Origin of the sequence: Roseixanthobacter liquoris, assembly GCF_043195135.2 — a bacterium.
Classification (GTDB): Bacteria; Pseudomonadota; Alphaproteobacteria; order Rhizobiales; family Xanthobacteraceae; genus NCEH01.
In genome coordinates this window covers 628,201-648,775 of record NZ_CM195537.1, presented here as the reverse complement: position 1 = coordinate 648,775, position 20,575 = coordinate 628,201, and the positions used below count along the sequence as shown (strand labels likewise).

The following is a 20,575-nucleotide window of genomic DNA, read 5'->3' as shown; positions in this document are numbered from 1 at the left end:
GCCTAGAGTGGGCGCAGCGCGGCGGCGGCGCAAGACGCAAGCGGCCAAAAATGGCCTTGACCGGGAGAGAAAAAGAACGTTCGATTGTTTCCAGATAACCCGACGGAATGATCGGGAACCGCGCGCCACGCCAGCCGAGACGGCCGCCATTATGGGAGAGAAAGCATGACCCGCGCACGGACGCGCCTTCAATCTTTCTGCATCAAGATGGCATGGGATGCCCGTCCGCTGTAGTGGACCCATCCTTCGTCGTCGATGAAGCCGGTATCGCCAAGAATATAATAGTCGTTGCCGAACGGGAATCGCGTCTTCGTCCTGGCGTCGTCCTTGAAATAGGAGCGGAACCAGAACAAAGGCGAGCGCGCCACATGGATGGCGAGGATGCCCTCGGCGCCGGCGGGGAGTTCGGCGCCGTGCTTGTCGAGCACCGCAAGGGCAAAGCCCGGCATCACGCGGCCGACGGAGGAGCGCCGCGAAGCGGCGGGATCGCGCGGGTCGTATTTCATCCCCACGATCATGCCGGTCTCGCGGTGTCCATACTGGTTGATCAGCGGCACTTCGAGCTTCTGCGTCACCCAGGAGATGACGTCGGGCGGGAGCGGTTCGCCCCCCACCGTGACCATGCGGATGGCGAAGGGCGATGTGGCGTCGTTCGGATCGCCGCGCCGCCATGCCTTGATCTGGGACGGGGCGGCCGTGAGGTTGGTGACGCGGAACTTCGACAGCACGCGATAGCCCTGCGAGACGTCGTACGGCCCATCGCAGAACAGGATCGAGCATCCGATCAGGAGAGGACCGATGAGACCGTAATAGATGCCGTATTCCCAGCCCTGGTCGGCCATGTTCCAATAGACGTCGTCGTCACGGACATCCATGCCGATGCGCATATATTGCTCGATCGCCGCCAGCGCCCGCACCGGCGTCAGAAGGCCGAGCCGGGCCTCCACGAAGCTCGGGGCATAGGTCATGGTGAAGGGGTCGTTGGCGCCGTAGGTTTCCACCCCTTCGAGCGGCTCGGACGCATAGATGGACGACCAGAACTGGGTCACCTTGCCGTCGATCCGGTTGATCTGGTCGCCCTCGATCAAGCAGACGAAGGTCTTCTCGGTGATGTAGCGGGAGGCGCGATCGATGAGGAAGCGGTTCGCCACCACGGCCTTGACGCCGCCGGCCTTCAGCCGGGCTTCCACGGCCGCGGGCGAATAGGTGGAGAAGAGCGGCATGTAGACCGCGCCGATCCGCCAGATCGCGAGCGCGGTGATCACCAGTTCCATGCCCTTGGGCAGCAGGACGGCGACCCGGTCGCCTTTCCGGATGCCCGCCGCCGAAAGAACACGGGCAAATCGAGATGAATATTCCGCGAGCTTGCCGAAGCTCAATTCAGAAGTCTGGCCCGAGACCGTCTCGTGAATCATCGCGGGATGGGCGCGTTTTACCGCGAGGTGCCGGTCGCACAGCAGATGGGCCAGGGGAATCTTGCTGCCGCTGTAGCGGTCCGGATGCGCCGCCGGGCGGGCCCCGTCCTCCTCGACCGGCAGACGCGAGGCGGCCTGAGCCTTGCCGGCGACGAACTTCGAGAAGAAGGCGCCGAGGGCATAGCATCGCTCGCGGGGGTCATAGGCCAGCAGGGTCTCGAACACCAAGGTCGTCGCCAGGCGATGGGCGGTGGCCTTGGATAGTCCGGTGCCCTGGATCAGGTCGGCGAGGCGCACCGGGTGCGGGGCGGCATTGGCCACAACCCGCAGGACGGCGATGGCCCGCCCGAGGCTCTGCGCGCCCCGCGGCGCCGTCTGGTCAAGTTCGTCGTCGGTCATGTCCTACAATGTGAGACAAAATCGTCGGTGCCGCAATATTTCAGGAGAGCAACTGCGATCTCCCTTGAAAGAAGCAAACGTTCGCTAGATAATCAATCCAATTCATCTCACAATGTGGGATGCGGCCATAGAAGCCACCCGCGCATATGCGGAATTCGGGAGGGGAACATGTCGACAGGCAAGGGTCCTGGCGCATCCGCCGCCGACTCGTCGTTGTTGAATGTCGATGGCATTTCGCTGCGGTTCGGCGGTCTTAAAGCGCTCAGCAACGTCGGATTTTCCGTCCGCAGCGGCGAGCTGTTCTCGGTCATCGGCCCGAACGGCGCGGGCAAGACCTCGTTGCTGAACTGCATTTCCGGCCGCTATTCGCCGCAGGAAGGCCGCATCGCGTTCGACGGGCAGGACATCACCCGCCTGAAGCCGAACAAGCGCGCCGCCGCCGGCATCGGCCGCACGTTCCAGAATCTCGCGCTGTTCCACCACATGAGCGTGCTCGACAATATCATGGTCGGCCGCCACCATCTGCTGAAGAACAATCTGTTCACCGGCGCGATCTATTGGATCGGCGGCGCGCAGAAGGAAGAATTGGAGCACCGCAAGGCGGTGGAGGATGTCATCGACTTCCTCGAAATCCAGCATGTGCGCAAGGCCACCGCCGGCACGCTCTCCTACGGCCTGCGCAAGCGCGTGGAACTGGCGCGCGCCGTCGCCCTCCAGCCCAAGCTGATCCTGCTCGACGAGCCCATGGCCGGCATGAACCTCGAAGAGAAGGAGGACATGGCCCGCTATATCGTCGATCTCAACGAAGAATGGGGCATGACCATCATCATGATCGAGCACGACATGGGCGTGGTGATGGACATTTCCCACCGCGTCATGGTGCTCGATTTCGGCCGCAAGATCGCCGAGGGCCTGCCCGCCGACGTGCTGGCCAATCCCAATGTCCGCAAGGCCTATCTGGGCGAGGAAGACCTCGTCGTCGAAGATGCGCCCCTCCTCCAGGCCGTGTCCGCGTGAGGCAGCCATGAGCGTGAACAGCCCCGCCTCCGCCTTGCCCGACGTGGCGATCTACGACACGTTTCCCAAGCTGCTCGCGCTCAATGCGCGCCAGCACCCGGCCGATACCTGGCTGCGCGAGAAAGACCTCGGCATCTGGAACGCCTATACCTGGCAGCAGGTGAACACGCGCGTCCAGAACATGGCGCTCGGCCTGCTCGACCTCGGGGTTGCGCGCGGCGACGTGATCTCGCTGCTCGGCGACAATCGCCCGGAATGGCTGATGGGCGAGATCGCCATCCACGCGGTCGGCGGGCAATCGCTCGGCATCTATCGCGACGCGCTGGCGGACGAGGTGGCCTATCTCGTCACCTATGCGGACGTGGCGGTCCTCTTCGCCGAGGACGAGGAGCAGGTGGACAAGCTGCTCCAGCTGGAAGACCGCATCCCCACGGTGCGGCACATCATCTATGCCGACCCGCGCGGGCTGCGCAAATATGAGGACGCCCGCCTGGTTTCCCTGGCGGACCTCGAAGCCCGCGGCGCGGCGCGCGCGGCGGCCGAGCCGGAGGCCTACCCGCGGCTGGTCGCGCAGGGCTCCGGCGCCGACGTGGCGATCCTGTGCACCACCTCGGGCACCACCTCCCACCCCAAGCTCGCCATGCTCACGGGCGGCGCCGTGCTGCGCCATTGCGCGGCCTATCTCGCCGCCGACATGCGCGGGCCGGACGACGAATATGTCTCCGTGCTCCAGATGCCCTGGATCATGGAGCAGATCTACGCCTTCGGTCAGGCCCTGCTCTCCCGCATGAAGGTGAACTTCGTCGAGGAGCCGGAAACCACCATGGCCGACATGCGGGAGATCGGCCCCACCTTCGTGCTGTTCGCCCCGCGCGTGTGGGAGCAGATCGCCGCCGACGTGCGGGCGCGCATGATGGACGCGTCCTTCCTCAAGCGGGCCATGTTCGACTTCGGCATGAAGCTCGGCCTTGCGGCGCTCGATCGCGGGCAGCGCTCCAAGCTGGCAGACTTCATCCTGTTCCGGGCGCTGCGCGACCGGCTCGGCTTCTCGCACCTGAAATCCGCCGCCACCGGCGGGGCGGCGCTGGGGCCGGATACGTTCCGCTTCTTCCTCGCGCTCGGCGTGCCCATGCGCCAGCTCTATGGCCAGACGGAACTGCTCGGCGCCTATACCATCCACACCGCCAATGACGTGGATTTCGACACGGTCGGCGTGCCGATGAACGGCGTGGAGATCCGCATCAACGATCCCGATCCCAACGGGCTCGGCGAGATCGTCACGCGCCACGGCAATACGTTCACCGGCTATTACAACAACCCGGAAGAAAGCGCGAAGTCGTTCGTGGACGGCGGCTGGATGCGCACGGGGGATGCCGGCTTCGTCAATCCGCGCGGCCATCTGGTGGTGATCGACCGGGTGCGCGACATGGCGCAGACCGCCCATGGCGACCGCTTCTCGCCGCAATATATCGAGAACAAGCTGAAATTCTCGCCCTATGTGGCGGAAGCCGTGATCCTCGGCGACGGGCGCGAGCATCTCGCCGCCATGATCTGCATCCGCTTCCCCATCGTGTCCAAATGGGCGGAGAAGAACCGCATCTCGTTCACCACCTATACCGACCTCTCGGCCAAGCAGGAGGTGACGGACATGCTGCGCCGCGAGGTGGAGCAGGTGAACAAGACCTTGCCCGAGAAGCAGCGCATCTCGAAATTCCTGCTGCTCTACAAGGAATTGGACGCCGACGACGGCGAGCTGACGCGCACCCGCAAGGTGCGGCGCGGGGTCATCAACGAGCGCTATGGCGAGATCATCGACGCCATGTATCGCGGCGACCCCACCATCGACGTGGACACCACCATCGCGTTCCAGGACGGCACCAAGCAGCGCATCCGCACGACGCTCAAGGTCATCGACCTGAAGCTCGCGCCGCCCGCCGCCGGTGCGAGCAAGAAGAGGGCGGCGTGATGAAGACGGCCACGCCCCGCAGCGCAACGCCCAACCCCAGGCGGCGCCATACCCCCCACCCCAACCCTCCCCCGCAAGGGGGGAGGGAGCTTGAGCGCATCCGACGGCAGCGCTCAGTCCAGCGCGGCATAACTCCCTCTCCCGCTTGCGGGGGAGGGTTGGGGAGGGGGCCCTCGCCGGCCTCTGCCCCGAGCGCCGCTCGCTCTTCCGCGTCCTTCCCCCTCCCAACCCTCCCCCGCCAGCGGGAGAGGGCCTTTGCGGCGGCGCAACAATGACCCTTCAGCTCTTCATCCAATTGTGCATCAACGGCCTGATCATCGGCACGCTCTATGGCGTGGTGGGCATGTGCTTCGTGCTCATCTACAAGGCCTCGCAGGTGGTGAACTTCGCCCAGGGCGAGTTCCTGCTGATCGGCGCCTGGGCCTGCTGGTGGCTGCTGACCTATTGGCAGATCCCGTTCGTCTGGGGCTTCCTGATCTCGCTCGCCTTCATGATGCTGTTCGGCCTGGCCTTGCAGATGCTGGTGCTGCGGCCGCTCATCGGCGAGCCGGTGATCTCGGTGATCATGGTCACCATCGGCCTCTCCATCTTCTTCCAGGCGCTGATGAAATGGATGTTCGGCACGTTCGCCCAGCCGTTCCCGCCGATCTTCGCCGTGAGCAAGGTGGATATATTCGGGCTCCAAGTGCAGAGCGCCTATCTGATGTCCACCGGCGTCAGCGTGCTGATCATGGCCGGCTTCGCCTGGTTCTTCAAATATTCCAAGATCGGCCTCGCCATGCGGGCCACCGCCTTCAACCAGCAGGTGGCGCAATCGCTCGGCATCTCGGTGCGCCAGATGTTCGCCCTCTCCTGGGGCATCTCGGCGGCGGTATCGGCGGTCGCGGGCGTGGTGGTGGGCATCGTCAACGGCGTGTCCTCCGCGCTCTCGTTCTTCGGCATCAAGGTGTTCCCGGCGGTGATCCTCGGCGGGCTCGATTCGGTGTTCGGCGCGGTGGTGGGCGGGCTCATCATCGGGCTCTTGGAAAACATCGCGCATTATTTCGACAGCCAGTTCCTGCACTGGGGGAACCTGTATGAAATCGTGCCCTTCTACGTCCTCATCATCATCCTCATGATCAAGCCTTACGGCCTGTTCGGCACCCGCGATATCGAGAGGGTCTAAAGCCATGGCCATCGACACCATGCGCCCGTGCGGCGATTATCGCACCAGCTACCGCGCCGACCAGACCATCTTCGACACGCGATTGACCTTCGCCTTCATCGTCGGCGGCATCGTCCTGCTGGCGCTGGCGCCGCTGTTCCTCAGCAATTATCTGCTGAGCCTGATGATCCAGATCGGCTATCTCGGCATCGCCGCGCTGGGACTGAACATATTGGTCGGCTTCTCGGGCCAGATCTCCATCGGCCACGCGGTATTCTTCGGCTTCGGCGGCTTTGCCTCCGCTTATCTTGCCGAACACGGCGTGCCGGTGCCCATCGCCATCGTGCTGGCGGGGCTGTGGACCACGGCGGTCGGCCTTTTGTTCGGCCTGCCGGCGACGCGGGTGAAGGGGCTCTATCTCGCCATCGCGACGCTGGCCGCCCAGTTCATCCTCCAGGACTTCTTCGTGCGAGCGGCCTGGTTCACCGGCGGCTCGTCGGGCGCGGTGGCGGCGCCGTTCACCCTCCTCGGCTTCGACATGTCCGGCGACCGGCGCTATTTCTACGTGGTGCTGGTGTTCGTGGTGGTGATGTATCTGTTCGCCGCCAATCTCATGCGCACCCGCGACGGGCGGGCGCTGATCGCGGTGCGCGACCATTATCTCTCGGCCGAGATGATGGGCGTGAACCTCGCCAAATACCGCACCATGGCGTTCGGCATCTCCTCCTTCTACGCCGGCATCGGCGGCGCGCTCTATGCGCACTACATCGGCTACATGTCGGTGGAGGGATTGGACATTTTGTTCTCCATCCAGTTCCTGGCGATGATCATCATCGGCGGGCTCGGCTCCATCATGGGCTCGCTGCTGGGCACCATCTTCATGGTGCTCCTGCCGGAGCTGACCGGCGCGCTCGCCGGCGTGCTCCAGGGCAGCGCCATCGACAAGGCGCTGCATCTGAAGGACGGCATCACCTACATGCGCGAGATGCTGATCGGCGCCACCATCATCCTGTTCCTGATCTTCGAGCCGGACGGGCTCGCCCACCGCTGGAAGCAGATCAAGGCCTATTGGAAGCTCTACCCCTTCTCGTTCTGATCACGACGGCGGACCGGCACCACCAAAGAGCGCCGGCCGCACCAGGAAACGCGGACACCCCAACCCCAGGAGACACGCATGAAACGGATCGTCACCACCTTCGCCAGCCTGCTCGCCCTCTCGGCGGCCGTGCCGGCCATGGCCCAGTCCATCAATATCGGCCATCTCGCCGATTATTCCGGCGGCACCTCGGACGTGGGCACGCCCTATGGCCAGGGCGTGCAAGACGCCATCGCCTATATCAACAAGACCGGCGGCGTGAACGGCAAGCCGATCAATTCCGACTTCACCGAATACGGCTACCAGGTGCCGCGCGCGCTCGCGGCGTTCAAGAAATGGGTCGGCAACGACAAGGTGGTCGCCATCCAGGGCTGGGGCACGGCCGATACCGAGGCGCTGGTCGCCATGGTGACCAAGGAAGAGATTCCCTATTATTCCGGCTCCTATGCCGCGACCCTGACCGACCCCACCGGCAAGGGCGGCCCCAGGAGCGAGCGCGCCGCGCCGTATAATTTCTTCTACGGCCCGTCCTATTCCGACGCCGCCCGCGCCGAGGTGCAGTGGGCCGCCGAGGATTGGAAGAAGAAGGGCGGCCAGGGCAAGCCCAAATGGGTGCACATGGGCGCCAACCATCCCTTCCCCAATTCGCCCAAGGCGGCGGCGGAAGCCTATGCCAAGGAACTCGGCTTCGAGGTGCTGGACCCCATCACCTTCGCCCTCACCCCCGGCGACTACACCGCCCAGTGCCTGACGCTGAAGCAGTCCGGCGCCAATTACGCCTATCTCGGCAACACCGCCGGCTCCAACATCTCGGTGCTGAAGGCGTGCGAGACCGCGGGCGTGAAGGTGCAGTTCTTCGGCAATGTGTGGGGCATGGACGAGAACGCCATGAAGGCGGCCGGCAGCGCCGCCAACGGCGTCATCTTCCCGGTGCGCACCGCCGTGACCTGGACCGGGGAAGCGCCCGGCCTTTCAACCTTCAAGGACATTTCCAAGATGTCCGACCCGAGCGGCGCCACCTATCGCCCGGTGCATTACATGGCCGCCATCTGCACCGTCATGTACATGAAGGAAGCCATGGAATGGGCCGACAAGAACGGCGGCATCACCGGCCCGAAGATCCGCGACGGCATGTACCAGAAGGCCAATTGGGTGCCCAAGGGCACGGACGGCGTGTGCAATCCCTCCACCTGGACCGCCAGCGACCATCGCCCCACCACCACGGTCGATCTCTATCGCGCCGTGGTCTCCGGGGCGACGGAAGGCAGCGTCTCGGACCTCGTGAAGAGCGGCGCCATCAAGCTGGAGAAGGTCACCACCATCAACCTGCCGCGCAAGACCGAGCTGCTCGGCTGGTGATCTGACGGCCTGCGCAACGCGCGCCCTCTCCCGCTCACGGGGGAGGGTTGGGGAGGGGGCCGCACGGGCCGCCTCCCGGCATTCCCCCTCCCTGCCCTCCCCCGCAAGCGGGAGAGGGTTCTGCGCCCGGGACCTGACCCATGTCCAACGCCGCTTTGAAGCTCGAACCCCGCCCCGAGGCCGCGCCGGCGCCCATGCTGGCGGTGAACAATATCGAGGTGGTCTATAACGACGTCATCCTGGTGCTGCGCGGCCTGTCGCTGAAAGTGCCGGAGGGCAAGATCGTGGCTTTGCTCGGCTCCAACGGCGCCGGCAAGTCCACCACGCTGAAGGCCATCTCCGGCCTGCTGAAGACCGAGGACGGCGAGATCACGCGCGGCGACGTGACCTTCCTCGGCGAGCGGCTCAACGGCATCGAGCCGGACAAGATCGTGCGGCGCGGCATCTTCCAGGTGATGGAGGGCCGCCGCATCATCTCGGACATGACGGTGCTGGAAAACCTGCGGCTCGGCGCCTTCACCCGCAAGGACAACGAGGTGAAGGCCGATATCGAGCGCGTGTACGGCTATTTCCCGCGGCTGAAGGAGCGCACCGGGCTCGCCGGCTATCTCTCCGGCGGCGAGCAGCAGATGCTGGCCATCGGCCGGGCCATGATGGCGCGCCCCAAGCTGATCCTGATGGACGAGCCCTCCATGGGGCTCTCGCCTCTGATGGTGAAGGAGGTGTTCTCCATCATCAAGCAGCTCAACCGGGATCTTGGCGTCACCATCCTCCTGGTGGAGCAGAACGCCCGCGTGGCGCTCTCCGTGGCGGATTTCGGCTACATCATGGAGCAGGGCAAGATCGTGCTGGACGGCACCGCCGAGCAGCTCGCGAACAACGAGGACGTGAAGGAATTCTATCTCGGCCAGGGCGGCGGAGAGGAACGCAAATCCTTCAAGAACCTGAAATCGTTCAAGCGCAGGAAAAGGTGGCTCTAGCCAGCCTCGCGCCATTGGCGCGCACGCGTGTCCCGGACCAGCGACGGCGCAGCCGGAGCGCCGCGCCGGGACCCAGCGCGCGGTCTCTGCGCAGCAGGCGATACGCGGCGCGCGCCGCGAGACGGGGCGCTGATGCGCCAGCCCTCGCGCCGGATCCCGGCGCGCAGTGCGCTGACGCCGCCTGCGTCCGGGATGCGAGGAAGTGCTTGTGGCGACGATACGAGATGACGAGGCCCAGATGAACGACCGCACCCGCCATTACGACGCCGCCGAAACCCGCGACCCGCACGTGCGCGAGGCCGTCCTCATGGAGGCGCTGGCCGCGCAGGTGGCGACGGCGAAGACCCGCTCGGCCTATTTCGGCGCGCTCCTGAAGGACGTGGATCCGAACGCCGTCACCAGCCGGGCCGCCCTCGCCCAATTGCCGGTCACGCGCAAGTTCGACCTCCTGGAGATCCAGCCGAAAAGCCTGCCGTTCGGCGGGCTCAACGGCGCCGCGCCGGGGCAGATGGCGCGCATCTTCATGTCGCCGGGGCCGATCTATGATCCCGAGGGGCGGCGGCCGAACTACTGGCGCTTCGCCCGCGCCCTGTTCGCCGCCGGCTTCCGGGCCGGGGAGATCGTGCACAATTGCTTTTCCTACCACCTCACCCCCGCCGGCTCGATGGTGGAGAGCGGCGCCCATGCGCTGGGCTGCGCGGTGGTGCCGGGCGGGGTGGGCCAGACCGACCTGCAATTGCGCGCCATCGCCGATATCCGGCCCGACGGCTATGGCGGCACCCCCTCCTTCCTCAAGATCCTGGTGGACAAGGCGCGCGAGGGGGGCATCGACATTTCCTCGCTGAAGAAGGCGCTGGTCTCCGGCGAAGCCTTTCTGCCCAGCCAGCGGGCGGAGCTGAAGGCCGCCGGCATCGCCGCGCGCCAATGCTACGGCACCGCCGACCTCGGCCTCGTGGCCTATGAGAGCGAGGCGGAAGAGGGGCTGATCGCCGACGAGGACCTGATCATCGAAATCCTGCGCCCCGGCACGCCCGACCCGGTGGAGAACGAGGGCGAGGTGGGCGAAGTGGTGGTGACGCTGCTGGAGAGCGACTATCCCCTGATCCGCTTCGCCACCGGCGATCTGTCCGCCGTGCTGCCCGGCATCAGCCCGTGCGGGCGCACCAACACGCGCCTGCGCGGCTGGCTCGGCCGGGCGGACCAGGTGACGAAGATCCGCGGCATGTTCGTGCATCCGGTGCAGGTGAGCGCGGCGGTGAAGAAGCATCCCGCCATCGGGCGCGCCCGCCTGGTGGTGGACCGCGCCGGCGACAGCGACGACATGCTGCTGGAAGTGGAAGTGGCGGATGCCGCGGTGCTGTCCCAGGACGCCGTGCTGGAGGATCTGCGCGCCACCACCAAGCTGCGCGGCCGCCTCGCCCTGCTCGCGCCGGGGACCTTGCCGGCGGACGCCAAGACCATCGAGGACCGGCGCCAGGTGGGGTGAGGGGGGCAGGTTATGAATTATTTGAGCGCCTCAGGTATCCGCCCATATACGACCAAGCAAATGAGTGACGCATGCGAGATGCTCGTTGCCGCAGAACTGACTCTCGCGGGTGTTCCGGCTTTGAAGGCTCCGGACAACTGGCCCCATTATGACGTTATCGCTCAGCCTCGCGAGCGAGCGCAGCCTGTTAGAATTTCTGTTAAGGCTCGTACGTTCAGTAATAAATCAGCATATCTTGAGTACAAAGAAACAGACGAATTTGACTGGCTGGCAATGGTGATACTCAAATGTCCGGAAGCTCAATCGCGGCGAATTTTTATCGTTCCGCGGGATCTCTGCGACAGCAACGCGCGCCACGATGCTCCGACAGCGAAAACCGCGCATCTCCGTTACTGGCGAATCAACGAAATTTCCAGGGTTTTTCTGGAGTTTGAAAACAACTTCACGCTGTCCAGGCCAGCGTAGGGAGCTGCCAAGCGCGCTGCAATGAGCCTCCGCAGCCAAGCTGCGGAGGCATTCTTTTAGTCGGGTTGCGGAGCGCGGCGGCTATTTCGCCTTCAGCTCGGTCTCGATCTGCAAGGTCACTTCGTCGCTCACCGCCGGCACATAGGTCTTCATGCCGAAGTCGGAGCGCTTGATGACCGCCTTCGCGTCGAAGCCGAGCGAATAGGTCTTGTCCAGGGGGTTGGTGCCGGCCTGGTTGAAGGTGGCGTCCAGCGTGATGGGCTTGGTCACGCCGAGCAGGGTGAGATCGCCGGTGATCTTCGCGGTCTTGCCGGTGGCGACGATCCGCGTCGCCTTGAAGGTGGCGGTGGGGAATTTCTCCACATTGAAGAATTCCGCGCTCTTCAGATGCTTGTCCAGCGCCGGGTCGAGCGTGCCGACCTTGCCGGTGTGCAGGGTCACGGCGAGCGTGCTCTTCTCCGGCGCGGCGGGGTCGAGCACCAGCGTGCCCTCGGCGGCGGGGAGCAGGCCGCTATAGGTGGAAAAGCCGAGATGGGTCACGCTCCAGGTCACGCGGCTGTGGCCGGGGTCCAGCACATAGGTGCCGGCCTTCACCGCGCCGGGATCGCTGGTGCCGGCATCCTGGGCGCGCGCGGGCAGCGCGAGCAGGGCGAGGCAGAACACGGCGGCGGAGAGGCGCGCAAATTTCATGCTGAGATGTCCCATGGGGGCGCGGCCTGCCGGCCGACGCCAGGAATGGACGACGCTACGTTGCGGCACCTGCGAGTTCAAATGAAGGATTCGTGAACCGGGCAGGAATAACCCTATGGCTCAACGCCAAGACCAACGAGATCGGCATAAGGTGGGATAAGAATGGCTTAGGTGGTACCCTGCCCAAGAAACTGACCTTTATAGGCCTTATCAGGCATCCCGGTAGTTGCCCCAAGTATCAATTGGCAAATATGCATTCCTGGGCGCAAAATGATAGGAAGCGGCCCATGATTTATTATTTCCAATTGAATTGTACCCTCGAACCCAGAATGAATTGTGGGCGCTGTCACGTGTATAGCTAGCCCCATTCTCGCTAAAGAGCTCTTGCCCTCCACGCGAGCGGCGACTCTACCCAAGCTCTTCAGATGCACCCGCTCTCTGGTCCAGGCGAGAATGAGCTTTTTGGGTATAAGTTTATACTGATCTTCGTATAATAATTTAGACGAAGTAATATTAGAAAGTAAATCCCTAGCCTTAAAGCCAGGAGAACCGGGATCTATTGCAACGCTAAGACCAGTATTTGTTTCGTTAAACTCACGAATGTTGGCATCTAAGGTGAGATCGACACTCGTCGAATCATACGCATCAGCTTCTGGCCTCGGTGAAATATCGATAAGGCCAGAAGCTAAAGAGTTTTTAATTTCTCGATCCGTAAGGATCATGCAGCCTGCTCGCTATTTGATACTAGATCGCGCCGAACCCATACCCTTGATATACCTCGGGCGGTCTGACGCGGCAACTCCACTAACAAATACTCCCCATCCTGCCCGACAGGCCACCCAACGTCAATCAAATTATGCCTAACAGAAGCAACATGCAGAACCAATTCCTCTGGACCGGTCTTGGTATCTACAAGCACAACCTTTTCACTTGGGTGCAGCCCCTCACCTACGACATCAACATTCAGCTGCATGCTACCCTCCATGACGCGCAAAATGATGCTGCGACTCAATGTGTAAAGATATAATGCACATAATTATTCGGGTCGCATCGCATTGATTCCAGAACATACAGGGAACATATTTGGTTCCGAGTGAGCAAGTGAAATTTTCCCTTGACAAACCCTCACTCAGCTAACGCCTCCGCCCCAAGCACCCCGTAGCGCTTGGCGACGTAATCCTCCACCATCGCGCGGAATTCGCTCTGGATGTTGGGGCCGCGCAGGGTCGCGACCTTCTTGCCGTCCATGAAGATGGGGGCGGAGGGGGTCTCCCCGGTGCCGGGCAGCGAGATGCCGATGTCGGCATGCTTGCTCTCGCCGGGACCGTTCACGATGCAGCCCATCACCGCCACATTGAGCGCCTCGACGCCGGGATAGGACTTCTTCCATTCCGGCATGCGCTCGCGGATCATGTCCTGCACGCTCTGCGCCAGTTCCTGGAACACGGTGCTGGTGGTGCGCCCGCAGCCGGGGCAGGCGGCCACCAGCGGCACGAAGGTGCGCAGGCCCATGGTCTGCAAGATTTCCTGCGCCACCTGCACCTCGCGGGTGCGGTCGCCGTTCGGCTCCGGGGTCAGCGACACGCGGATGGTGTCGCCGATGCCGGCCTGGAGCACCACGCCCATGGCGGCCGTGGAAGCGACGATGCCCTTGGAGCCCATGCCCGCCTCGGTGAGGCCGAGATGCAGGGCATAATCCGCGCGGCGGGAGAGCTCGGTATAGACGGCGATCAGGTCCTGCACCGCCGAGACCTTGGCGGAGAGGATGATGCGGTTGCGCGGCAAACCGATGTCCTCGGCGAGCTGCGCCGAGAGCAGGGCCGAGCGCACCAGCGCCTCGCGCGTCACGGCGCGGGCTTCCGCCGGGCGGTCGAGCTTGGCGTTCTCATCCATGAGGGCGGTCAGCAATTCGCTGTCCAGCGAGCCCCAATTGGCGCCGATGCGCACCGGCTTGTCGTATTTGATGGCGGTTTCGACGATGGCGGCGAACTGCCGGTCCTTCTTGTCGCCGAAGCCCACGTTGCCGGGATTGATGCGGTATTTGTCCAGCGCCTCGGCGCAGGCGGGATGGTCGGCCAGCAGCTTGTGGCCGATATAATGGAAATCGCCCACCAGCGGGGCGTCCACGCCCATCTTCAGCAGCCGGTCCTTGATGCGCGGCACGGCGGCGGCGGCCTCGTCCCGGTCCACCGTGATGCGCACGATCTCCGAGCCGGCACGGGCGAGCGCGGCCACCTGGCGCACGGTCCCGTCGATGTCGGCGGTGTCGGTATTGGTCATGGACTGGACCACCACCGGCGCGTTGCCGCCCACCATCACCTTGCCCACGGGCACGCCCACGGTGGTGCGGCGCAAGGCCGGGCCGGCTTCCAGCAATTCGGTGGGCACGACGGGCTGCTGCGTCATGGGAGCATCCTGTGATGGGCGGCGGCACCCCCGTCCCGCAGGTCGGCGGCGCGATCTGCTGGGAGGCGCGATCTGGCTAGGAGGTAGGCCGCGCGCGGGCGAGCGTCAATGTTTCGCGCGGCGGGCGCATCCTCACTCGCGGCAACGTGCGCAATTGCCGGCGATCTCCAGCACCCGCTGGCGCGGCTCGAAGCCTTCCGCCCGCGCGGCCCAGGAAAGATCGCGCCCCACCGCATGGGAGCGCACCTCGCGCGTGTCGCCGCATTGCTCGCAGATGAGGAAGACGATCACCTCGTCCTTGTCGTGCTCATGGCCGCAGGCCAGGAATGCGTTGCGGCTCTCGATGCGATGGGCGAGCCCCTCGGTCACCAGGAAATCGAGCACGCGATAGACCGACATGGGCGGCGGCCGCTCGCCCGCCGCGCCGAGCCGGTCCACCAGCTCATAGGCGCCGAGCGGCACATGGCTCTGCGCCAGCGCCTCCATCACCCGCCGGCGCAGCGGCGTGAGGCGCATGCCCTTCTGCGCGCACAAATGCTCGATCCGCGCCAGCGCGCCCAAGACGCAGGCGGCATGGTCGTGGTGATGGAGCGGCGGGGCGGCGGAACCGGGCATCTGGATTTCGACCTGCATCCTGGCTTCGGCGGCCGGCGGCAAAAGCCGGGCCGCAGGTGGAGGCGCCCTTCGGGCGGCATCCGATGAAACAATGTAGCAATGCCGGACGCGCTTTTCCATGGGCGCGCCGTCCCAATGCGCACGCCCGCCCATCGCACCGATGTCTCCGCCGGACGAACCCGCCGGCCGGGGAGCGGCGGCGGCCGTCGCCGCTTGCCGAAATTCAACGGCGAAGCTTCGTCCGAAATGGCGGTTTCTTCACCCGGAAAGGCGCGGTACAGCGCCACGAAACCCCTGTTCGTCTGCGCCAAGCCATTGTTTCACGTGAAACATTTTGATCGCAAAGGGCGCATTTGCGCCGCTCCGCCGAACCTGTGGTCCGGCGGAGGGCGGGGGACGCCTCAGCGATTGTCCTTTTTCGCCTGGGCGGTGGCGACGAATTTCGTCACGCGGCCGGCTTCCGCCGGACGGGCGAGCGAATCCACCCGCTGGCGGGCCTTGGCGCGCATGCCCTCATTGGCGGTGGGGCCGCCGTCGGGATGCTGCGGGCCGCCGGCCGCCTGCTTCAGCGCCCAGGCGTGGCGGGCATTGGCCATCAGCTCTTCGCGGGCCGCCTTCTCGTTGCGGCGGGTCATCTCGCGGCGGGCGCGGGTGAGCGCGTCGGTGAGCACCGCGGCCTTCTGGCGATTGCCGAGATCGGCCTTGTCGTAGCGCACATCGCCCGGCCCCTTGCCGCGCAAGGCCCGGCGCTGGCCATTGGCGATGGTCTGCGCCCGGTCGCGCCGCTCCCGCAGATGGCCGATGAGCGCGTGAAGCTCGGCATGGGGCATCTCGGCAAGGGCGGGATGGCGGGCCTTGTCCACGAAGTCCAGTTCGCCCTCCGACAGCACGCGGCGCTCGTTCTTTCTGGTATGGGCCATGGCCGAAGCTCCTCTCACAGACGCGATGGCCCGACCTTGGCACGCCTGTGCCGCGCCGTCATGACACCGCGCAACAGCTAACAGGCTTGAATCGCGCAGATTTCTGCCGCGGCGCGGCACGTTCGCCGGTGCCGGGGCGCCCGCGCGGGCCAAATCATGCTATGGGGAGCCATCGCACCCAGCCCGAAACACCGCCGATGACGACCGCGCCAGCCGTTCCCCTGGAAACCCAATCCCCCCTCGCGGCCCGCATACTGCATCGCGACGGCATGGTCCTGGTGCTGGACAAGCCGGCCGGCCTGCCGGTGCATCCCGGCCCGAAGGGCGGGGAAACGCTGCACGATCATCTGAACGGCCTGCGCTTCGGCCTGCCGCGCGCCCCCGAGCTGGCGCACCGGCTGGACAAGGACACGTCCGGCTGCCTGGTCCTCGGCCGTCATGCCAAGGCGCTGGCCCTGCTGAATAAATTGTTCGCCACCGGGCAGGTGGACAAGACCTATGTGGCGCTCGCCAAGGGCGCCCCGGAGGCGGACGCCGGCCGCATCGACCAGCCGCTTGCCAAGCGCTCGCCCCATCGCGGCTGGTGGATGCAGGCGGTGCCGAAAGGGTCGCCCGGCGCGCTCGAGTCCGTCACCGACTGGCGCGTCCTCCATCGCGGCGACGGCCTGAGCGTGCTGGCCTTGTCGCCGGTGACCGGGCGCACCCACCAATTGCGCGCGCACCTCTCCCATCTCGGTTTCCCGATCCTGGGCGATGCCATCTATGGCGGCGCCTCGCGCCTGCCCGGCGGGCCGATGCTGCACCTGCATTCGCGCCGCATCGTCCTGCCGGTGGCGAAGAACGGGCCGGCGCTGGATGTCAGCGCCCCGCTGCCGGACCATATGGCCGCGACGCTTGCGGCCCTGGGCCTGGATCCCGACGCCATCGGCGCGGCGGCGGATGCCGCCTTCCCCTGAGCCTCACCGGGTGACGAGGCGGATGCCGAGCGCGATCGGCACGATGCCGGCGAGATCCAGCAGGGGCACATGCTCGCCCAGCAGCAGCCAGCCGAACAGCAGCCCCAGCGGCGGCATGAGGAAATGCAGCGCGCTCGCCTCGGTGGCGCTGGCGCGGCCGAGGATGAAATACCACAGGCTGTATCCGCCGACGGATACCGCCAGCACCATATACGCGAACGATCCGACGAGCGCGGGGGTGAGATTCACCGCGCCCAGGCTCTCGGTCGCGAGGGCGAGGGGCAACAGCGCGAGCCCGCCGGCGAAGCTCTGCACCCCGCTCGCCATGAACAGATCGGCCGGCGTGCGCACCCGCTTGTAGACCAGCGTTCCCGCCGAAAGCGCCACCAGCGCCGCGAAAATGAAGAGCGTTCCGACCACATCCTCGTGGCCGCCGGCGATCCGCGATCGCAGCACGACGGCGACCCCGAGCAGGCCGAGGACCAGCCCCAGCAGCTTGCGCCGGGTGAGATGCTCGCCCAGCACCGGACCGGCGAGAAAGGCCACCAGCAGCGGGTTTGCACTGATGATCACGGCGGCGAAGCCCGAGGAGACGGTGACCATTCCGACGAAGCTGAAGCCCAGATAGACCGCATTGTTGAGCACGCCCGAGACCGCGAGCATCGCCAGCTCCCGGCGCGAGATCGGCTTCAGCCGGCCGGCCAGCGCACAGCCGGCGAGCAGGATCGCCCCCGCCAGCAGGAACCGCACGGACAGCAGCAGCAGCGGCGGGCAATCCACCACCGCGATCTTCGCCGAGACGAAGGCCGAGCTCCACAGCACGCAGAACAGGGCCACGAGCGCCGGCGTCGCGGCGGCCGGCGCGGAACCGGCGGAGCGAGAAGCGGCGAGGGGTGCGGCGGTGGGTTTCATGGCGGCGGTCCTGGAACGGCGGTCTTTAGGGCGATCCCGGCACCCGGAGGCGGGTGCGCGGTTCGGCCTTGTTAGCGCCCCGCAGCCCCATTGAAAAATGGAATGTCATGATCTTTAATAGTCGAAAATCGAATGAATGGCCGACCATGCTGGATCTCGATCTCCTGCGGGCCTTCGTCAGCGTGGTGGATGCCGGCGGCTTCACCCGCGCCGGTGAGCGCGTCCACCGCACCCAGTCCACCGTCAGCCAGCAGATCCGCCGGCTGGAGGAAGCGGCCGGCTGCGCGCTGTTTCATCGCGCCGGCCGGGGCGTACGGCTGACCGAGGAGGGCGAGCGGCTCATCGGCTATGCCCGTCGCATCCTGGCGCTGAGCATCGAGGCCAAGGCCGCCCTGCGCCAGGACGCACCGCAGACCACGGTGCGGGTCGGCATCCCCGACGATTTCGCCCTGATCCCGCTGACCCGCACCATCGCCGCCTTCGCCCGGATGCGGCCCGATGTGCGGCTTTCCGTGCGCTGCGGCATGTCGCGCGACCTCGCGGCCGACCTTGCCCGCAGCGATCTCGACGTCGCCCTGCTGAAACGCGAGCCCGGCCCGGGCGAGGCGGTGGCCGTGTGGCCGGAGCACCTGGTGTGGATCGCCGCCGCGGACCAGGGCCTCCCACCCCTCGATCCGGTGCCGCTGGTGGCGTTCCCGCAGGGCTGCATCTATCGCAACCGCGCCATCCATGCGCTGGAGGCGGCGGGGCTCACCTGGCGGATCGCCTATGAAAGCCCCAATCTCATGGGCATCCAGGCGGCCCTGGCGGGCGGGCTCGGCATCGCCCTGCTGGAACGGCGCAGCCTCACCCCCGCACACCGTCAGCTCGGGGCGGCGGAAGGGCTGCCCGACGTGATCGACGGCGAGCTGGCCCTGTGCCTCGCGCCCCAGGCGGGAGAGGCGGCGCAGGCGCTGGCCGGCGTCCTCGCCCGCTTCTGCGAGACCGCCGTCCCGGCGGAACTGGCGGCCTGAGCCCGCGCCAGGGTCCGCCTCAGGCCTTCGGCTTGGTGACCAGAAAGGGCCCGACGGCGAGCACATTGAGCCCGGAATTCAGCAGCACGTGCACCGCATCGGCCGGACGATGCACCAGCGGCAGGCCGTGCAGGTTGAGCGAGGTGTTCAACACCCCGCCGACCCCGGTGCGGGCCGCGAAGCACTGGATCAGGTCCCAATATTCCGCATTGGCCGCGCGCGTCACCACCTGCGGCCGGCAGGTGCGGTCATAGGGATGGATGCCCGCCTTCAGCACCTCGGCACCGAGCTGCGTGGTGTCGAACGACAGGATCATATGCGGCGCCGCCACCTGCTTGGGATTGTCCAGATAGGCCGGCGCATGGCTGTCGGCGATGGAGGAGGCGAACGGCATCCAGAAGTCCCGGCTCTTCACCATCTCGTTGATGGTGCGGATCACCTCGGGATTGCGCGGGTCGGCGATGATGGCCCGATTGCCGAGGGAGCGCGCGCCGAATTCCTCCCGGCCGGCGAAGCGCCCGACCACCGCCCCCTCCACCAGCAGGTCCGCGACCGCCTCATTGACGGAATTCGGCCGCTCGACGCGGATCTCGCCGCTGGCGAGGTGGGGATCGAGATCGGCGAGGATCTCCGCTTCGCTCCAGTCCGGGCCGAGATAGAAGCTGCCGAGCGCCGGCACGCTCGCCCCGCCGGATCGTTCCGCCCGCGCCAGATAGGCGGCGCCGATGGCGTTCGTCTCATCGCCGCAGGACGGGAAGATGAAGATGTGCTCCACCTCCTCCAGCTCCATGATCTTCTTGTTGGCCTTCACGTTCATGAAGACCCCGCCCGCCAGCGCGACGCGCTTGATGCCCGTGGCCTTCACCGCCCGGCGCACCAGTTCGCAGAGCATCTCCTCGGTGAACAGCTGCAAGCCGCCCATGACGGCGTCGAACCGCTGCTCGAAGAACAGCCGCTCCAGCACCGGCTGGATATGCATCGTGTGCGGCACGCCCGGGCGGCGCTGCCAGCTCGGGCTGCCGTCGGCCGCCCAGTCGAACAGGCCGTGCAGCCTGTCGGCGATCCGGCGCGAGGCCGAGGGCGAGGCATAGGGCGCCATGCCCATGAGCTTGTATTCGTGCTCGTTGGGCACCATGCCCATCATATAGGTAACGACCCCGTACAGGGTGCCGAAGGAATGGCTCCAATGGGTCGCGAAGCGGCGCTCCAGCCCGTGATCGCGGCCGATGCTGACGGTGGAGCACAGCTCATCGCCCGATCCGTCGACGGTGATCACCAGCACCGGCTCCTCGCGGACCCCCTGGCCGAAATAGGCCGTGGCGGCGTGGCATTCATGGTGCTCGTAGGTCTTGATGGCGTCGGGGCGAAAGCCGAGCGCGAGGTAGGTCTCGCGCCGCTTGCGCCGCTTCTCGCTCTGCACGATCGCCCGCAGCGGCGTGTGGCGCAGCAGGTCGCGCGCCTTGCCCTGCCAGCGCCCCGACTTGCGGAACAGCCGGATCCAGCCCTCCCGGTCCAGCGGCGGAATGGGCAGGTGCCCGGCGAGCGCCACAACCGCGACCTGTTCCGGCTTCAGCGCGTGCCGCTGGAGCAGCCATTCCAGGGACTGGGTGGGCGTCTCGTGGAAATTCTTGACGCGGCGCGGGCGCTCCTCCTGCAAGGCGTCCAATGCGCCGGAGGGTGTGAGAATCGCCGCCGCCGCATTGTGGGAATCGGAAATGCCGAGGATCGTCATACGC

The 20,575-nt window shown here is 65.9% G+C and carries 19 protein-coding genes; 10 read left to right on the top strand and 9 right to left on the bottom strand.

Annotated elements, in window-relative coordinates; translation table 11 throughout:
• Nucleotides 1–188 precede the first annotated feature (188 nt).
• Nucleotides 189–1,814, bottom strand: coding sequence for an AMP-binding protein (locus V5F84_RS02870; protein ID WP_394043337.1), 1,626 nt, complete (start codon nt 1,812–1,814; stop codon nt 189–191).
• Nucleotides 1,815–1,982: 168 nt separating this feature from the next.
• On the opposite strand from V5F84_RS02870, the gene V5F84_RS02865 reads away from it, so the two are divergent.
• The 8 genes from V5F84_RS02865 (at nt 1,983) to V5F84_RS02830 (ending at nt 11,327) form a co-directional block, all read left to right on the top strand.
• Complete coding sequence (locus V5F84_RS02865; RefSeq protein ID WP_394043336.1) at nt 1,983–2,831, top strand: ABC transporter ATP-binding protein; 849 nt, start codon at nt 1,983–1,985, stop codon at nt 2,829–2,831.
• Nucleotides 2,832–2,838: 7 nt separating this feature from the next.
• Nucleotides 2,839–4,797 carry a long-chain fatty acid--CoA ligase gene (locus V5F84_RS02860; protein ID WP_394043335.1) on the top strand — a complete coding sequence of 653 codons (1,959 nt, stop codon included), beginning with the start codon at nt 2,839–2,841 and terminating at the stop codon, nt 4,795–4,797.
• A 271-nt stretch (nt 4,798–5,068) separates the two neighbouring features.
• Nucleotides 5,069–5,962 (top strand): branched-chain amino acid ABC transporter permease, encoded by an 894-nt coding sequence (locus tag V5F84_RS02855; RefSeq protein WP_394043334.1) that lies wholly within the window; start codon nt 5,069–5,071, stop codon nt 5,960–5,962.
• A gap of 4 nt (nt 5,963–5,966) precedes the next feature.
• The gene (locus V5F84_RS02850; RefSeq protein WP_394043333.1) at nt 5,967–7,037 is read left to right on the top strand and encodes a branched-chain amino acid ABC transporter permease; all 1,071 of its coding nucleotides are present in this window, start codon (nt 5,967–5,969) and stop codon (nt 7,035–7,037) included.
• A 138-nt stretch (nt 7,038–7,175) separates the two neighbouring features.
• Complete coding sequence (locus V5F84_RS02845) at nt 7,176–8,396, top strand: ABC transporter substrate-binding protein (protein ID WP_394043354.1); 1,221 nt, start codon at nt 7,176–7,178, stop codon at nt 8,394–8,396.
• Between the two features lie 140 nt (nt 8,397–8,536).
• Nucleotides 8,537–9,376, top strand: coding sequence for an ABC transporter ATP-binding protein (locus tag V5F84_RS02840; protein WP_394043332.1), 840 nt, complete (start codon nt 8,537–8,539; stop codon nt 9,374–9,376).
• A gap of 238 nt (nt 9,377–9,614) precedes the next feature.
• Nucleotides 9,615–10,862, top strand: a complete 1,248-nt coding sequence (locus V5F84_RS02835) for a phenylacetate--CoA ligase family protein (protein ID WP_394043353.1) — start codon at nt 9,615–9,617, stop codon at nt 10,860–10,862.
• Between the two features lie 12 nt (nt 10,863–10,874).
• Nucleotides 10,875–11,327 (top strand): hypothetical protein, encoded by a 453-nt coding sequence (locus V5F84_RS02830; RefSeq protein WP_394043331.1) that lies wholly within the window; start codon nt 10,875–10,877, stop codon nt 11,325–11,327.
• 81 nt (nt 11,328–11,408) lie between these two features.
• Here V5F84_RS02830 and V5F84_RS02825 read toward each other — a convergent pair whose 3' ends face one another.
• From V5F84_RS02825 to V5F84_RS02800, 6 genes are all read right to left on the bottom strand, one after another.
• On the bottom strand, nt 11,409–12,017 hold the full coding sequence (locus V5F84_RS02825) for a YceI family protein (protein ID WP_394043330.1): 609 nt from the start codon (nt 12,015–12,017) through the stop codon (nt 11,409–11,411).
• Between the two features lie 167 nt (nt 12,018–12,184).
• A complete protein-coding gene (dcd, locus tag V5F84_RS02820; protein WP_394043329.1) occupies nt 12,185–12,739 on the bottom strand; it encodes a dCTP deaminase in 555 nt (184 codons plus the stop codon).
• Nucleotides 12,736–12,990: a hypothetical protein gene (locus V5F84_RS02815; protein WP_394043328.1), complete on the bottom strand. Its 255-nt coding sequence runs from the start codon at nt 12,988–12,990 to the stop codon at nt 12,736–12,738. The genes dcd and V5F84_RS02815 overlap by 4 nt, the downstream gene beginning before the upstream one ends.
• A 152-nt stretch (nt 12,991–13,142) precedes the next feature.
• Complete coding sequence (gene ispG / locus V5F84_RS02810; protein WP_394043327.1) at nt 13,143–14,423, bottom strand: flavodoxin-dependent (E)-4-hydroxy-3-methylbut-2-enyl-diphosphate synthase; 1,281 nt, start codon at nt 14,421–14,423, stop codon at nt 13,143–13,145.
• Between the two features lie 132 nt (nt 14,424–14,555).
• Entirely contained in the window at nt 14,556–15,056 is a 501-nt protein-coding gene (locus V5F84_RS02805) for a Fur family transcriptional regulator (protein ID WP_394043326.1), read from the bottom strand.
• 383 nt (nt 15,057–15,439) lie between these two features.
• The gene (locus V5F84_RS02800; RefSeq protein WP_394043325.1) at nt 15,440–15,958 is read right to left on the bottom strand and encodes a hypothetical protein; all 519 of its coding nucleotides are present in this window, start codon (nt 15,956–15,958) and stop codon (nt 15,440–15,442) included.
• A gap of 197 nt (nt 15,959–16,155) precedes the next feature.
• Here V5F84_RS02800 and V5F84_RS02795 point away from each other — a divergent pair, with 197 nt between their 5' ends.
• The gene (locus V5F84_RS02795; RefSeq protein ID WP_394043324.1) at nt 16,156–16,914 is read left to right on the top strand and encodes an RluA family pseudouridine synthase; all 759 of its coding nucleotides are present in this window, start codon (nt 16,156–16,158) and stop codon (nt 16,912–16,914) included.
• 3 nt (nt 16,915–16,917) lie between these two features.
• On the opposite strand, the gene V5F84_RS02790 is transcribed toward V5F84_RS02795, so the two are convergent.
• Nucleotides 16,918–17,826, bottom strand: coding sequence for a DMT family transporter (locus V5F84_RS02790; protein WP_394043323.1), 909 nt, complete (start codon nt 17,824–17,826; stop codon nt 16,918–16,920).
• Nucleotides 17,827–17,972: 146 nt separating this feature from the next.
• Between V5F84_RS02790 and V5F84_RS02785 the strand changes: the two genes are divergently transcribed.
• A complete protein-coding gene (locus tag V5F84_RS02785; RefSeq protein ID WP_394043322.1) occupies nt 17,973–18,839 on the top strand; it encodes a LysR substrate-binding domain-containing protein in 867 nt (288 codons plus the stop codon).
• Nucleotides 18,840–18,858: 19 nt separating this feature from the next.
• Here the strand turns inward: V5F84_RS02785 and V5F84_RS02780 are convergent, their stop codons facing one another.
• The gene (locus V5F84_RS02780) at nt 18,859–20,571 is read right to left on the bottom strand and encodes a carbamoyltransferase C-terminal domain-containing protein (protein WP_394043321.1); all 1,713 of its coding nucleotides are present in this window, start codon (nt 20,569–20,571) and stop codon (nt 18,859–18,861) included.
• Nucleotides 20,572–20,575: the final 4 nt, after the last annotated feature.

Excerpts from the sequence above, each read along its gene's own strand:
- V5F84_RS02870 (WP_394043337.1), bottom strand. The coding sequence starts at position 1,814 with ATGACCGACGACGAACTTGACCAGACGGCGCCGCGGGGCGCGCAGAGC.
- V5F84_RS02865 (WP_394043336.1), top strand. The coding sequence starts at position 1,983 with ATGTCGACAGGCAAGGGTCCTGGCGCATCCGCCGCCGACTCGTCGTTG.
- V5F84_RS02860 (WP_394043335.1), top strand. The coding sequence starts at position 2,839 with ATGAGCGTGAACAGCCCCGCCTCCGCCTTGCCCGACGTGGCGATCTAC.
- V5F84_RS02855 (WP_394043334.1), top strand. The coding sequence starts at position 5,069 with ATGACCCTTCAGCTCTTCATCCAATTGTGCATCAACGGCCTGATCATC.
- V5F84_RS02850 (WP_394043333.1), top strand. The coding sequence starts at position 5,967 with ATGGCCATCGACACCATGCGCCCGTGCGGCGATTATCGCACCAGCTAC.
- V5F84_RS02845 (WP_394043354.1), top strand. The coding sequence starts at position 7,176 with ATGGCCCAGTCCATCAATATCGGCCATCTCGCCGATTATTCCGGCGGC.
- V5F84_RS02840 (WP_394043332.1), top strand. The coding sequence starts at position 8,537 with ATGTCCAACGCCGCTTTGAAGCTCGAACCCCGCCCCGAGGCCGCGCCG.
- V5F84_RS02835 (WP_394043353.1), top strand. The coding sequence starts at position 9,615 with ATGAACGACCGCACCCGCCATTACGACGCCGCCGAAACCCGCGACCCG.
- V5F84_RS02830 (WP_394043331.1), top strand. The coding sequence starts at position 10,875 with ATGAATTATTTGAGCGCCTCAGGTATCCGCCCATATACGACCAAGCAA.
- V5F84_RS02825 (WP_394043330.1), bottom strand. The coding sequence starts at position 12,017 with ATGAAATTTGCGCGCCTCTCCGCCGCCGTGTTCTGCCTCGCCCTGCTC.
- dcd (WP_394043329.1), bottom strand. The coding sequence starts at position 12,739 with ATGATCCTTACGGATCGAGAAATTAAAAACTCTTTAGCTTCTGGCCTT.
- V5F84_RS02815 (WP_394043328.1), bottom strand. The coding sequence starts at position 12,990 with ATGCAGCTGAATGTTGATGTCGTAGGTGAGGGGCTGCACCCAAGTGAA.
- ispG (WP_394043327.1), bottom strand. The coding sequence starts at position 14,423 with ATGACGCAGCAGCCCGTCGTGCCCACCGAATTGCTGGAAGCCGGCCCG.
- V5F84_RS02805 (WP_394043326.1), bottom strand. The coding sequence starts at position 15,056 with ATGCAGGTCGAAATCCAGATGCCCGGTTCCGCCGCCCCGCCGCTCCAT.
- V5F84_RS02800 (WP_394043325.1), bottom strand. The coding sequence starts at position 15,958 with ATGGCCCATACCAGAAAGAACGAGCGCCGCGTGCTGTCGGAGGGCGAA.
- V5F84_RS02795 (WP_394043324.1), top strand. The coding sequence starts at position 16,156 with ATGACGACCGCGCCAGCCGTTCCCCTGGAAACCCAATCCCCCCTCGCG.
- V5F84_RS02790 (WP_394043323.1), bottom strand. The coding sequence starts at position 17,826 with ATGAAACCCACCGCCGCACCCCTCGCCGCTTCTCGCTCCGCCGGTTCC.
- V5F84_RS02785 (WP_394043322.1), top strand. The coding sequence starts at position 17,973 with ATGCTGGATCTCGATCTCCTGCGGGCCTTCGTCAGCGTGGTGGATGCC.
- V5F84_RS02780 (WP_394043321.1), bottom strand. The coding sequence starts at position 20,571 with ATGACGATCCTCGGCATTTCCGATTCCCACAATGCGGCGGCGGCGATT.